Origin of the sequence: Mesorhizobium sp. WSM4983, from assembly GCF_029625765.1 — a bacterium.
Taxonomy (GTDB): Bacteria; Pseudomonadota; Alphaproteobacteria; order Rhizobiales; family Rhizobiaceae; genus Mesorhizobium.
Genome location: NZ_JARTVM010000002.1, coordinates 388,146 through 401,926, shown reverse-complemented (window position 1 = coordinate 401,926; position 13,781 = coordinate 388,146). Strand labels below are relative to the sequence as shown.

General features: G+C 63.7%; 13 protein-coding genes. 8 read left to right on the top strand and 5 right to left on the bottom strand.

Annotation, left to right across the window (positions count from 1 at the left end):
• Nucleotides 1-138 precede the first annotated feature (138 nt).
• From ugpB to P9254_RS09175, 4 genes are all read left to right on the top strand, one after another.
• A complete protein-coding gene (gene ugpB / locus P9254_RS09190; RefSeq protein WP_066990210.1) occupies nt 139-1,449 on the top strand; it encodes a sn-glycerol-3-phosphate ABC transporter substrate-binding protein UgpB in 1,311 nt (436 codons plus the stop codon).
• Nucleotides 1,450-1,519: 70 nt separating this feature from the next.
• The gene (gene ugpA, locus P9254_RS09185; RefSeq protein ID WP_067319653.1) at nt 1,520-2,404 is read left to right on the top strand and encodes a sn-glycerol-3-phosphate ABC transporter permease UgpA; all 885 of its coding nucleotides are present in this window, start codon (nt 1,520-1,522) and stop codon (nt 2,402-2,404) included.
• 8 nt (nt 2,405-2,412) lie between these two features.
• The gene (gene ugpE / locus P9254_RS09180; protein WP_067319104.1) at nt 2,413-3,261 is read left to right on the top strand and encodes a sn-glycerol-3-phosphate ABC transporter permease UgpE; all 849 of its coding nucleotides are present in this window, start codon (nt 2,413-2,415) and stop codon (nt 3,259-3,261) included.
• 6 nt (nt 3,262-3,267) lie between these two features.
• A complete protein-coding gene (locus tag P9254_RS09175) occupies nt 3,268-4,350 on the top strand; it encodes a sn-glycerol-3-phosphate import ATP-binding protein UgpC (protein WP_278053279.1) in 1,083 nt (360 codons plus the stop codon).
• A gap of 7 nt (nt 4,351-4,357) precedes the next feature.
• Here P9254_RS09175 and P9254_RS09170 read toward each other — a convergent pair whose 3' ends face one another.
• The 3 genes from P9254_RS09170 to P9254_RS09160 form a co-directional block, all read right to left on the bottom strand.
• Nucleotides 4,358-5,440, bottom strand: a complete 1,083-nt coding sequence (locus P9254_RS09170; RefSeq protein WP_067319100.1) for an ABC transporter ATP-binding protein — start codon at nt 5,438-5,440, stop codon at nt 4,358-4,360.
• Nucleotides 5,437-7,008 carry an ABC transporter permease gene (locus P9254_RS09165; RefSeq protein WP_095799909.1) on the bottom strand — a complete coding sequence of 524 codons (1,572 nt, stop codon included), beginning with the start codon at nt 7,006-7,008 and terminating at the stop codon, nt 5,437-5,439. The genes P9254_RS09170 and P9254_RS09165 overlap by 4 nt, the downstream gene beginning before the upstream one ends.
• A gap of 161 nt (nt 7,009-7,169) precedes the next feature.
• Entirely contained in the window at nt 7,170-8,177 is a 1,008-nt protein-coding gene (locus P9254_RS09160) for an iron ABC transporter substrate-binding protein (protein WP_278053277.1), read from the bottom strand.
• 204 nt (nt 8,178-8,381) lie between these two features.
• Between P9254_RS09160 and P9254_RS09155 the strand changes: the two genes are divergently transcribed.
• From P9254_RS09155 to P9254_RS09140, 4 genes are all read left to right on the top strand, one after another.
• A complete protein-coding gene (locus tag P9254_RS09155; protein ID WP_278053274.1) occupies nt 8,382-8,918 on the top strand; it encodes a sigma-70 family RNA polymerase sigma factor in 537 nt (178 codons plus the stop codon).
• A 1-nt stretch (nt 8,919) separates the two neighbouring features.
• Entirely contained in the window at nt 8,920-9,558 is a 639-nt protein-coding gene (locus P9254_RS09150; protein WP_127243011.1) for an NrsF family protein, read from the top strand.
• 132 nt (nt 9,559-9,690) lie between these two features.
• Nucleotides 9,691-11,286, top strand: coding sequence for a PAS domain S-box protein (locus P9254_RS09145; protein WP_278053270.1), 1,596 nt, complete (start codon nt 9,691-9,693; stop codon nt 11,284-11,286).
• Nucleotides 11,184-11,651, top strand: a complete 468-nt coding sequence (locus P9254_RS09140; protein ID WP_278053269.1) for a GGDEF domain-containing protein — start codon at nt 11,184-11,186, stop codon at nt 11,649-11,651. Before P9254_RS09145 ends, P9254_RS09140 begins: the two co-directional genes overlap by 103 nt.
• A gap of 31 nt (nt 11,652-11,682) precedes the next feature.
• On the opposite strand, the gene P9254_RS09135 is transcribed toward P9254_RS09140, so the two are convergent.
• Both P9254_RS09135 and P9254_RS09130 read right to left on the bottom strand, forming a co-directional pair.
• Entirely contained in the window at nt 11,683-12,561 is an 879-nt protein-coding gene (locus P9254_RS09135; RefSeq protein ID WP_066990182.1) for a 3-hydroxybutyryl-CoA dehydrogenase, read from the bottom strand.
• 271 nt (nt 12,562-12,832) lie between these two features.
• Nucleotides 12,833-13,762, bottom strand: coding sequence for an electron transfer flavoprotein subunit alpha/FixB family protein (locus P9254_RS09130; protein WP_095799913.1), 930 nt, complete (start codon nt 13,760-13,762; stop codon nt 12,833-12,835).
• Between the last annotated feature and the right edge of the window lie 19 nt (nt 13,763-13,781).

Here is a 13,781-nt window from a genome sequence, read left to right as displayed (position 1 = left end):
GCCGTGACCGATGCACGTTAATTTAGGATCAGATGATGTTCATCGACGCATAACAAAACCGTTGTCCGATTGTCATGCGCAACACATACTGGTTCTGCGGAAGCCCCCCTTTCGCCAATCACAACGGGAGATGAAAACATGAAGCTCTTCGGCTTCGCGGCAGGTGTTGCCGCTACCTTGACCCTGCTTTCCACCACGTCCGCTTTCGCTGTCACGCAGATCAGCTGGTGGCATGCGATGACGGGCGCCAATGCGGAAGTCGTCGACAAGATCTCGAAGGACTTCAACGCCAGCCAAAGCGACTACCAGATCGTTCCGGTCTTCAAGGGCACCTATCCCGAGACGCTGAATGCAGGCATCGCCGCGTTCCGCGCCGGCCAGGCGCCGGACATCATCCAGGTGTTCGATGTCGGCACCGGCGTCATGATGGCGGCCGAGAGCGCGATCAAACCCGTGGCCGAAGTTTTGACGGGCGCGGGGATGACGTTCGATAAGAGCCAGTATCTGCCCGGCATTGTCGGCTACTATTCGAAGCCGGACGGCACCATGTTGTCTTTCCCTTACAATTCCTCCTCGCCGATCCTCTACTACAACAAGGACATCTTTCAGAAGGCCGGCCTCGACGTGAACAACCCGCCTAAGACCTGGAACGAGGTCTGGGAAGCGGCGAAGAAGATCAAGGCGAGCGGCGCGGCCCCTTGCGGCTACACCTCGACCTGGCTGACCTGGATCCATCTGGAAAATTTTGCCGCCTGGAATAATGTTTCCTGGGCGACCCAGCAGAACGGACTGGCCGGCGGCGACGTCGAGCTCAAGATCAATGCGCCGATTTTCGTCAACCACTTTCAGGCGCTGGCTGACCTCGCCAAGGATGGCACTTTCAAATATGGCGGGCGAACCTCCGAAGCCAAGCAGATCTTCCTCGCCGGAGAATGCGGCATCTTTACCGAGTCGTCGGGCGGGCTCGGCGATATCGTCAAGTCGGGTATGAACTACGGCATCGGCCAACTGCCGTATGACAGCGATGCCAAGGGTGCGCCGCAGAACACGACCCCCGGCGGCGCAAGCCTCTGGGTTTTCAGCGGCAAATCCGATGCGGAGTACAAGGGCGTCGCGGCCTTCTTCGCCTATCTCTCCAAGACCGAGGTGCAGGAATATCTGCACCAGAAGTCGGGCTACTTGCCGGTGACGCTGGCAGCCTATGAGGCGACCAAGAAGTCCGGCTTCTACGACAAGAACCCGGGCCGCGAGACACCGATCCTGCAGATGACCGGCAAGGCGCCGACCGAAAATTCGAAGGGTGTGCGCCTGCCCAACCTGCCTCAGGTGCGCGATATCCAGAACGAGGAGTTCGAGAAGATGCTGGCCGGCCAGGAAACGGCCCAGCAGGCGCTCGACAATGCCGTCTCGCGCGGCAACGCGGCGATCAAGGACGCGTTGGGCAACTAAACCTGGCCGAGGATGAAACGTCGCCCGCGCGGATCGGCGCGGGCGATCCTTGCTTGACGAGGAAACCAAGCTGACCCCGCGCGTCGTTTTCCCCAACAAAGTCCTGCCTTACCTGCTTGTGGCGCCGCAACTCGCCATAACACTGGTTTTCTTCTATTGGCCGGCCGGGCAGGCGCTCTACCAGTCCATGCTCAGGCAGGATCCATTCGGGCTAAAGAGCAAGTTCGTCTGGTTTGCCAATTTCCGCAAAGTGCTTGCCGATCCGGCCTATCTCAACTCGATCAAGGTAACGGTGGTATTTTCGCTTGCGACCGCAATCGTGGCGATGGCAGTGGCGTTGCTGCTTGCCGTAATGGCGGAAAAAGTGGTGCGCGGGAAAGCGCTCTACCGCACACTGATGATCTGGCCCTATGCGGTGGCGCCGGCGATCGCCGGCATGTTGTGGCTGTTCCTGTTCAACCCTTCGATCGGCTCGCTATCCTACGTGCTGAGAAGTCTCGGCATAGCCTGGGATCCGTTGCTCAACGGCAGTCACGCCATGATCCTTTTGGTTTCCGCCGCAGCATGGAAGCAGATCAGCTACAATTTCCTGTTCTTCGTCGCCGGGCTGCAGGCGGTGCCGAAGACGCTGATCGAGGCGGCGGCGATGGACGGCGCTCGCGAGACCAAGCGTTTCTGGACCATCATCTTCCCGCTGCTCGCGCCGACGACCTTCTTCCTGCTGGTCGTCAACACTGTCTATGCCCTGTTCGACACGTTCGGCATCGTCCATGCCGTCACCGGCGGCGGACCGGGCAAGACCACCGAGACGTTGGTCTACAAGGTCTACAATGACGGCTTCGTCAACCTGATCCTCGGCGACTCGGCGGCGCAGTCGGTGATCCTGATGGTCATCGTCATCGCGCTCACCGCCATCCAGTTCCGCTATGTGGAACGCAAGGTCCACTACGGCTGAGGCAAGCGATGATCGGCCAGTCCCCGTTGCGTGTCCTGATCGCCCATGCCGCTCTCATTCTCGGCATTTTGATCGTTGCATTTCCCATCTACTACACATTCGTGGCCTCGACACAGACGCTGCAGACGATCCTCAAGCCGCCCCTGCCGCTGCTGCCCGGTGACCAACTCTGGAACAATTACAGCGAGGCCCTGTTCGGCGGTGTCGGGCGCATCGGCGGCGTCAGCGTCGGCAGGCTTCTTCTCAACACGACGGTCATGGCGCTCGGCGTCGCGGTCGGGAAGATCTTCATCTCGATCCTATCGGCCTATGCCATCGTGTTCTTTCGTTTCCCGCTGCGCATGACCTTCTTCTGGCTGATCTTCATCACTCTGATGCTGCCCGTCGAGGTCCGCATCCTGCCGACCTACAAGGTGATGGTCGACCTCGGCATGATCGACACCTATGCCGGTCTGATCATCCCGCTGATCGCCTCGGCCACGGCCACGCTGTTGTTCAGACAGTTCTTCATGACCATCCCGGGCGAGCTCATCGAGGCGGCGCGCGTCGATGGCGCCGGGCCGTGGCGCTTCTTCTTCGATATACTCCTGCCGCTGTCGCGCACCAACATCGCGGCGCTGTTCGTCATCCTTTTCATCTATGGCTGGACGCAATATCTGTGGCCGCTGCTGGTCACCAACAGCAACGACATGAACACCATCGTCATCGCGCTGAAGAAGATGGTTTCCTTCGCCGATGCCGATACCCAGTGGCACCTTGTGATGGTCACCGCGATGCTGGCCATCGTGCCGCCGATCCTTGTCGTGGTGCTGATGCAGCGCTGGTTCGTGCGCGGCCTGGTCGAATCCGAGAAGTGAGGAGCGATGGCGACGGTTGATCTCAATGATGTGAGGAAGGTCTATGCCGGCGGCGTCGAGGCCGTGAAAGGCGTTTCGATCGCCATTCCGGACAAGCAGCTTTGCGTGCTGGTCGGTCCCTCCGGCTGCGGCAAATCGACGTTGCTCAGGATGATCGCCGGACTCGAGACCATCTCGTCCGGAACGGTTGCGATCGACGGCAAGATCGTCAATGCGATCGGGCCGACCGAACGCGACATTGCGATGGTCTTCCAGAATTACGCGCTCTACCCGCATATGAAGGTCTACGACAACATGGCCTATGGCCTGCGTAATCGCGGCACGCCGAAAGCCGAGATCGACAGCAGAGTGCGTTCAACTGCCAAGGTGCTGGAATTGTCGGGACTGCTCGACCGGCGCCCTCGCGAGCTTTCCGGCGGCCAGCGACAGCGCGTCGCCATGGGCCGGGCGATCGTGCGCAATCCGAAAGTCTTCCTGTTCGACGAACCGCTCTCCAACCTCGACGCCAAGCTGCGCGGCCAGATGCGGGTCGAGATCAAGAGCCTGCAGCGCAGGCTCGGCGTCACTTCGGTCTATGTCACCCACGACCAGCTCGAGGCGATGACGCTAGCCGACATGCTTGTCGTCATGAATGCGGGGCTGGTCGAGCAGATCGGCGCTCCTCTCGACATTTACGAGAAGCCGGCCTCGACATTCGTCGCGTCCTTCATTGGCGCGCCGCCGATGAACCTGCTCTCACTGAGCACAGAAAGTTCTGCAACTGAGCTGGAAGGAAAGTTGCTTGTTCTTGCCCCGCCCGGCGGGCAGGCGGCAATGCTAGGCTTCAGGCCCGAGGACGCCGAACTCGTCGCCGATGCCGAGGACCGATCCGGGGCGCTGATGCTGCCCGCAACGGTCGAGGTCGTGGAGCCGGTCGGCGCGGAAACCTTCCTGCACTGCTCGGCTGCCGGCAATAATATCGTGGTAGGGGTCGGCGGCCGCACGGCGGCAAAGCCCGGCGACAAGTTGCGCATCACCGCCACAGCCGAGAAGTTGCACTGGTTCGATCGGGGCGGCAGGCGCCTCGGCAGCGTAAGCCCCTCCTCTTGACTCAGCTTCAGGCAAACACATGCGCCTTGCCGGTCACCGTGAGGCGCACGATCTCGCCGACCTCCGGCACGTCCATGCCGGTCTTGCGCAGGACGAGCGGTGTGTTGCCGATCGCGGCCGCATCCGGCGGATCCGGGCTATTGAGCAGCCGCACGGCGATGGTGCAGACTGAGCCGGCGAATTCGGAGTCCGTCACCTCGCCGAACAGCATGTCCGGCGTCCCCGACATGCCTTCGCGGGAGGTTCGTTTAAGCACCACCTGCTCGGGCCTGAGCATGATACGGGCGACGTCGCGCCGCTCGGTGATGTCGACCGCGATGCGGCCGAGCGGCGATATGGCAAAGCCGTCGGCGATCTTGGCTGGCACGATGATGGCGTCGCCGAGGAACTCGGCAACCATCCTGTCCCTGGGCTGGAAGTAGAGCTCGCGCGGCGTGCCGACCTGCGAGAACAGGCCGTCGCGCATGACGGCCACCTGGCTGGCGAAGGACAGCGCCTCGGCCTGATCGTGGGTGACCAGGATGGTGGTGATGCCCGCATCCTCCAGAAGCTCGGCCACAGCCTTGCGCATCGAGGCCCGGAGGCCGGTGTCGAGCGCCGAGAACGGCTCGTCGAGCAGCATCAGGCGGGGTTTCATCGCCATGGCACGGGCAAGCGCGACACGCTGCTGCTGGCCGCCGGAAAGCTCGTGCGGACGGCGCTTCAGGATCGCCTTGTCAAGCCCGACGATATAGGCGAGCTCGACAATGTGCTCGGCGCGCTTCTCGGCGCTTCGGGGCATGCCGAAGCCGATATTGTCGGCGATGGTGAGATGCGGGAAGAGGGCGCCGTCCTGCGCCACCACGCCGATGCCGCGGCGATGCGCCGGCACCGCCGCCCCGCCATTGGCGAGCAGCTTGCCGTCGAGCGCGATGCGGCCGCGGTCTGGCGCCTCGAAGCCGGCGATCAGCCTCAGCAAAGTGGTCTTGCCGCAGCCGGAGGGTCCGACGATCGCGGTGCGGCTGCCGCTTTCGACGGTGAGGTCGACGCCGGCAAGTGCTGCCACCGGGCCATAATGTTTTGCTACGTCGCGGAGCTCGAGGAAGCTCATCGGCCGGCCATCCGCTTTGACTGGACGTAGAGCACCCAGGTCATGGGGAGCGACATCGCCACCATGATCAAGGCGTAAGGGGCGGCCGAGGCGTAGTCGATCTCGCCGCTGTAGGACCAGAACGCCATCGCAAGGGTGCGGGTGCCGTTCGGCGCCAGCATCTGCGTGGCGGTCAATTCATTGGTGATGCCGAGTGCCACCATCGCCATCCCGGCCGCCGCGCCCGGCGCCGACAGCCGGATCGTGGTCGACCATAGCGCCCTGAGCGGCGGGCGGCCGAGGCTCGAAGCTGCGCGTTCGAGTTCCACCGGCGCCTGGGCGATCGAGGCGCGCAGGCTGACCAGCGCGCGCGGCAGGAACATCAGCGCATAGCCGAAAAGGATGGTGAAGAGCGTCTGATAGAGCGGCAAGGCGATGCGTACGGTGATGGTCACCAGCGCCAGCGCGACGACCACACCCGGCAGCGAGCCGACGATGTAGTTGCAGCTCTCGAGCAGGCGCTGCAAGCGGCCGGGCGCACGGATCGAGATCCAGGCCATGGGCATTGCGGCGACCGTGGCAAGCAGCGCGCCGGCGACGGCGAGGACCAGCGTCTGGCCGAGCGCCAGGCTGATCTCGTCCCAACGCCAGACGTCGGCGCCACCGGCAAGCAGCCAGCGGCCGACGGTCACAAAGGGCACGCCGAGCGTGAGCAGCGCAGTCCCGGCGGGCAGCAGCAAGCAAGGCAGCGTGGCGCGGCCGAGGGCGACACGCTGCTGCTGGCGCGCCGCCCCGGAGCCGACGCGGGCATAACGCTCCTCACCACGCACGATCACCTCCACGCCAAGCAGCACGAAGCAGCAGGCGACCAGCACGGCGGCGAGCATGTTCGCCGCCGCGCCGTTGAAGGTCGACTGGAACTGGTCGACGATCGCGGTGGTGAAGGTATCGAAGCGGATGAAGACATAAAGCCCGTATTCGGCAAGCAGGTGCAGGCCAACCAGCAGCGAACCGCCACAGATGGCCAGCCTCAACTGCGGCAGCACGACACGCGCGAAGACGCGCCAGGGTCCGAGGCCCAGCGCTGCGGCGGCATCTTCCAGCGCCGGGTCAAGCCGGCGCAGCGCCGCTGCGATCGGCAGATAGAGAAACGGGAAATAGGCGATGACGGAGACGAGCACGCCGGCCCAGAGCCCGTGCAGGCCGGGGATCAGGCTGATCCAGGCGTAACTGTGGACGAAGGCGGGAATTGCCAAGGGCGCCACCGACAGCCACGACCACCAACGGTTGCCGGGAAGGTCGCTGCGCTCGGTCAGCCAGGCAAGCGCCACCGACAGCGCGATGGCGATCGGGACGGCCAGGACGACAAGCAGGATGGTGTTGACCAGGAGCGCGCCGACGCGAGGCCGAAAGATCAGCGCCACCACCGTGTCCCATCCCGTCTGGATGCCCACCCAGACGATGAAGGCAAGCGGCAGGAGAGCGATCAGCGAGACGATGGCGGCCGCAAGCGTAATCCACGACGTGGACCGCCGGCTCTGCCTTGCGGCAGCCGGCGGCCCCGAATGCGTGAGGTCGATCGCGGACATCAGCCGGAATGCACCGCCTGGAGACGATCTGATGAACCGCGAACGCGGTCGGAAACGCAGATGATCGTCATCGACGAGGCCATCTCCAAAACAAAAGCGCTCCCGCGGAAAGCGAATTCCGGCGGGAGCACGGTCGGTTGTCCTTTTAGGACGAACGCGGACTAAAGCAAGCCGGCTTGCGTCATCAGGTCGATGACCTTCTTCGAGTTCAGGTGCGTCGGATCGATCTTGGGCGCCTGCAGATCGGCCAGCGGCACGAGCTTCGGGTTCGACATGGCATCCTTGCCGACCGCGTATTCATAAGAGGTCCCGGTTTTCAAAACCTCCTGGCCGGCCTTGCCGGTGACCCACTTCAAGAAAGCCTGGGCTTCCTTCGGATGCTTGCTCGAGGCCAGCACGCCGCCGCCAGAGATCGACACGAACGCGCCCGGGTCCTGGTTCTTGAAATAATGCAGGCCGACATTCTTGCTGTTCTCGCCGGTCTTCGCCTGGTCGCCGAAATAGTAGTAGTGGTAGATCACGCCGCCATCGATCTCCCCGGCATTGACCGCCTTCATCACCGTATTGTTGCCCTTGTAGGCGGTGAAGTTCTCCTTCATGGCGTTCAGCCAGTCGGAAGTCGCGGCTTCACCTTTGAGCTCGAGCATCGCGCTGACGATGGCCTGGAAATCGGCGCCGGACGGCGAGGCGGCCCACCGGCCCTTCCAGCTCGGATCGGCAAGGTCGAGCAGCGACTTGGGCAGCTGGCCTTCCTTGAGCTTGTCCTTGTTGTAGGCAAAGACGGTGCTGCGCGCGGCGACGCCCACCCATTTGCCGCTCGAAGGCTGGTATTCCTGCGGAACCTGAGCGAGGGTGTCGGCATCCACCGGCGCGAACAGGCCGGCCGCCTCGACCAGCGCCATTGCAGGCGAATTCTCTGTCAGGAACACGTCGGCCGGCGAGGCAGCACCCTCGGCAACGATCTGGTTGGAGAAATCGCTGTCGCCGCCGTTGCGCAGCGTGACCTTGATGCCGGTTTCCTTGGTGAAGCCCTTCGCCCATTCCTTGGCCAGGCTTTCATGCTGGGCGTTGTAGACGATGATGCCTGCATCCTCCGCCATGGCCGGTCCGGCGATCAGGCCGAGGGCCAGCGCGGCGGCGCCGGCAAGAGTGGAAAAGGCAGTTTTCATGGGCATCGTCCTCAAATCTGGAGACAGGGGTTCGGGCTCAGGCGCACCTATAAATACCTGATTACGATAGTCAACATTCCGGCCTGCTTCAATCGGTCGCCGTGCCGCAAACTTTCGTGATTTTCCGGTACTTTGGCTTGGACATTATTTCGCCGGACACGTAACAAACCAGGGCCGAGACGCGAACATCGGGGGTAAACTCTTGTGACCGGCAAGGACGAGGCCGAGCTTTCCCGGCTGCTCAGGGCCGCGATCGCGGGAGACGAAAGGGCTTACGCCGACTTTCTTCACCGGATAGCCGCTCTCGTTCGCGGCTTCGTCCGGCGCAAGATCGTCCAGGGCGGGGTCGACCCCGAGGATGTCGTGCAGGAAACCTTGCTGGCCATTCACGTCAAACGGCACACGTGGCGAGAAGACGCGCCGGTGCTGCCATGGGTCTATGCGATCGCCCGCTTCAAGCTGATCGATGCATTCCGCAGGCGCGGCCGTCGCATCGAGGTCGAGATCGACGAGATCGCAGAGACGTTCGCCGAGCCGGAAGCGGAGACGGTGAGCGAGCGCGACATAAACCGGGCCCTGGACGGCTTGCCGCCCTCGCAGCGTTCCGTGGTTTCCTTGATCTCGGTCGACGGCCATTCGATCGGCGAAACGGCGGTCAAGCTCGGCATCAGCGAGACGGCGGTGCGCGTGTCGCTGCATCGCGGCCTTGCCGCGATCGCCAAAAGGTTCGGACGACGGTGACATGAGAACCGAGGACCTCATAAAGGCGCTCGACGCCGATGCCCGCAACAAGGCGATGCCGCTTGGCCTCGCCTGGTGGCTGGCCGTCGGCGTGGCGGTTGTGGTCGCGGCGGTGGTCTTTTTCATGACCATCGGTCCGCGCCCGGACATCATGCCGGCCATGCATACGATGCGCTTCATGTCGAAGTTCGTCTTCACCTTGGCGCTCACGAGCAGCGCATTCGCTCTGATCCGAGCCCTGTCGACGCCCGGTGCGGCGAGCAGGCGAGCGAAACTATGGACGCTCGCCGCGCCTGCGCTCGTCGTGATCGCGGTCATCCTGGAGCTTTTCGTCGTGCCGGAGGCGGACTGGGGCAGGCGGCTCGTGGGTTCCAACATGATGATCTGCATGAGCTTTATCCCGTTGATCGGCATCGGTCCCCTGGCTATCTTCCTCGGCATGCTGCGCTATGGCGCGCCGACGCGGCCGGTGTTGGCCGGCGCGGTCGCGGGCCTGCTCGCGGGCGGCTTGGCGGCGACCTTCTATGCCGCGCATTGCTTCGACGATTCGCCGCTGTTCGTCGCCACCTGGTACACGATCGCGATCGCTTTCCTCACCGCACTCGGCGCGCTTGGCGGACGGTTTTTCGTCCGCTGGTAGGATTACACACCGATCCTTAATCATGCCGGCAATTGCTTTGCCGGTTAGCGGCGTGGCCGCCGCAGCTTACAACCATTCCTTAAAATCGATCCGCCAGGGTTGTGGCAGTTGCGCATGGGGTGGGATCGCATTGTGGCGTGGTTGAGTTGGAAAGGTCCGCGGGCCGGCAAGCGCGCTGTGCTCGCCTTGATGGCGGCAGGGCTTATCACCCTGATGGCGTCGGTCCTGTTGCCGGCGCTGGAGCTCGGTGCGGACGCGCTGAAGTTCTGCCTGCAGATATCGGTCGCCGTCACCGCCGTGACGCTCTTTGTCTCGGCGCTGTTCATCCGCAGGATCATCGACGACCGCCGGCAGATTGCCGAGAGCGAGCAGCGCTTTCGCCGCGCGATGGAAGATTCGGCGATCGGCGTCGCCATCGTCGGCCTCGACGGCCGCATCCTTCAGACCAATCCCGCCTTCGCGGCGATGCTCGGCTACAGCCGGGCGGAAATCGAGGCGCTGACCTTCTTCCAGATCACGCATCCCGACGATCTGCAGATCGGCCGTGAGACGATGATCGCGCTGAAAGAGGGAAAGATCGATTCCTTTCATTTCGAGAAGCGCTACCTCAAGAAGGACGGCACTCCGGTCTGGGCGCAGCTCGCGGGCTCGGTCATTCGCGAAGACGAGACCGGCAAGCCGCTCTATCTTGTGTCGCAGATCGAGGACATCGATGCGCGCAAGCAGGCCGAAGCGCGCATCGCCGAAGCCGAGACGCGTTGGAATTTCGCGCTGACCAGCGCCGGACAAGGCGTCTGGAGCCTCGACATGCGCAAGGGCGGCACGACTTACTCCGAAACCTGGGTCAGAATGCTGGGCTATGACGATGGCGAGCTGGACGGCGACCCCGACCGCTGGCTGACGATGATCCACCCGGACGACCGCCAAATCGTCGCCGAGGCGGACCGGGCGCATCTTGACGGCGAGACGGCCTTCTTCGAGGCCGAGTTCCGGATGCGCCACAAGGACGGCCATTGGGTCTGGATCCTCGACCGCGGCAAGGCGATCGAACGCGACCGCGAGGGCCGGCTGATCCGGGCGATCGGCAGCTTGACCGATATCACGGAGCGCAAGGAGGCCGAAGAACGGCGCAAGGTCTCGGCGGCGATGCTCGCCGACGAAAAGGAGCGGCTCAGGGTGACGCTGCAGTCGATCGGCGACGCGGTGATCTGCACCGATGCCGCGAACCGCGTCACCTTCATGAATCCGGTCGCCGAGAAGCTCACCGGCATTGCCAGCGGCGAGGCGCTCGGCAAGGTGCTCGGCGATGTCTACTGGGCGGTCGACGAGGAAACCGGGCAGAGGATCGGCCTGACACGATCTTCGGCCGCCGACCGTCATCATTGCGATCAGAACGCCCGCGCCGTGCTCATCAGGCGCGACGACACGCGCTGCAGCATCCGCCAAATGGTGTCGCCGATCATGAACGACCGCGACGAGTTCTGCGGGCTCGTCATCGTCTTCCAGGATTTCACCGACGCGCGCGCCCTGCAGCGCCAGCTCGCTTATGCCGCGGCGCATGACGCGCTGACCGGGCTCGCCAACCGCCCAAGCTTCATCCGCACGATGGAGGAGCTGGTCGATCGGTGCCGGTTGAATGGCGGCGAGCATCAGTTCATGTTCGTCGATCTCGACCACTCAAGGCGGTCAACGACACTGGCGGCCACGCGGCGGGCGATGCGCTGCTGAAGCGCGTCGCCGACGCCATCCGCAACGTGCTCGGGCCGGAAGATATCGTCGCCCGCCTGGGCGGCGACGAGTTCGCGGTCATACTGAAATCGGGCGCGCCGGCGCGAGCGACGGTCGCGGCGCGTTGCATCATCGAAGCCATCCGCAACCTGGGCTTCAGCTGGGACGGTCGTCCGCATTCGATCGCCGCCAGCATCGGGCTTGCGCCGATCCGCGCCGGCTGCGGCGAGGTGGACGAGATCATCGCCCGCGCCGATGCCGCCTGCTATGCCGCCAAGGCGGCCGGCCGCGGCTGCGTTTCGGCAGCACCCGATGAAGTTTCGAAGGACGAGGCGGCGCCCCTGCCGCTTGCCGCGGCATCCTGAACGCCGCGCAGTGAGCGTTCAGTCGCGGGGCTCAGCGCGTCGGCACCGGATGGTCACCGCGATAGTCGTAGAAGCCGCGGCCGGTCTTGCGGCCGAGCCAGCCGGCCTCGACATATTTCACCAGCAGCGGGCAGGGGCGATACTTGGAGTCCGACAGGCCCTCATGCAGCACCTGCATGATCGACAGGCAGGTGTCGAGACCGATGAAGTCGGCCAGTTGTAGCGGCCCCATCGGATGGTTGGCGCCGAGCCGCATGGCGGTGTCGATGGCGTCCACCGTGCCGACGCCCTCATAGAGCGTGTAGATCGCCTCGTTGATCATGGGCAACAGGATGCGGTTGACGATGAAGGCCGGGAAATCCTCCGAAACGGTGATCGTCTTGTCGAGCCTGTTCACGAAGGTCTTGGCGGCCTCGAACGTCTGGTCCTCGGTGGCGATGCCGCGCACCAGCTCGACCAGCTTCATCACCGGCACCGGGTTCATGAAATGTATGCCGATGAAGCGCTCAGGCCGGTCGGTCTGCGCGGCGAGCCGGGTGATCGAGATCGAGGAGGTGTTGGTCGCGAGAATCGCCTCCGGATTGAGCTGCGGGCAGAGCTGGGCGTAGATCTTGCGCTTGACCGTCTCATCCTCGGTCGCCGCCTCGATGACGAGGTCGGCGGCGGCAAGATCGGCCATGGCGGACGCCGATGAGATGCGGGCCATCGCCTCGTTGCGCGCCTTCTCCTCGAGCTTTCCCGAACCGACCTGACGGGCCATGTTGCCGCTGATCGTGGCGATGCCCTTCTCGACCCGGTCGGGCGAGATGTCGTGGATCAGGACCTTGTAGCCGGCCAGCGCCGAGACGTGGGCGATACCGCCCCCCATTTGACCTGCGCCGACAATGCCGATCGTCTCGATCTTGCTCATTACCCCAATCCCGTCTGGAGCATTTCCGCTTCTGCGAGGCACGGAAGCGCTCCCTTCTCTTTGTTTCCCGCAATTCCGGACGCAAAGTGGCTCGGCACTTTCCTGGAATTGCCTTTTTTGTTTATCGCAATTCCGGAGGGAAAACCGTACGGACTTTTCCTGGAATTGCGCAAGCCTTTACCGGCCTGCTTTTTGTGCAGTGCAAACTAAAAGGGCGGGGCGACTTCGTCTACCCCACCCTTCCGATTTTAATATGCCAGAGCAGAAAGCGTCAAAGCGCCTTTTGCAGCTCCGGCAGGATGACGAAGAGATCGCCGACGAGACCGTAGTCGGCAACCTGGAAGATCGGCGCTTCCTCGTCCTTGTTGATGGCGACGATGACCTTGGAATCCTTCATGCCGGCAAGATGCTGGATGGCGCCCGAGATGCCGACGGCAATGTAGAGATCGGGGGCGACCACCTTGCCGGTCTGGCCGACCTGCCAGTCATTGGGGGCATAGCCCGCATCGACCGCTGCGCGAGAGGCACCGACAGCGGCGCCGAGCTTGTCGGCGACCGGCAGGATGACTTCCTGGAACTTCTCCGACGAGCCGAGAGCACGGCCACCCGAAATGATGATCTTGGCCGAGGTCAACTCGGGACGGTCGTTTTCGGAGAGCTTGTTCTCGACGAAGGAGGAGAGGCCGGGATTGGCGGCGGCGTTCACCGTCTCGACCGGGGCCGAGCCGCCCTCGGGCGCCCCTTGGAAGGAGGCGGTGCGCACCGTGATCACCTTCTTGGCGTCGGTCGACTGCACGGTCTGGATGGCGTTGCCGGCATAGATCGGCCGCTTGAAGGTGTCGGGCGTGACCACCTCGATGATCTCGGAGACCTGCGCGACGTCGAGCAGGGCCGCCACGCGCGGCGCGACGTTCTTGCCCGCTGAGGTCGCGGGGGCGACGATCGCGTCATAGGAGCCGGCGAGCGAGACGACGAGTGCGGCCAGCGGCTCCGCCAGGCGTTCGGAGAGCTCGTCGGCCTCGGCCAGCAGGACTTTGCGAACACCCTTCAGCTTGGCGGCCGCGTCGCTTGCCGCCTTGGCGCCTTTGCCGGCGACCAGCACATCGACATCCGAGCCGATCTGCAGGGCCGCCGCGAGCGCCTTGGCGGTCTGGTCGGAAAGGCTTGCGTTGTCGTGTTCGGCGATGAGGAGAATTGCCATTTTCCTGTTCCTTTCCTGA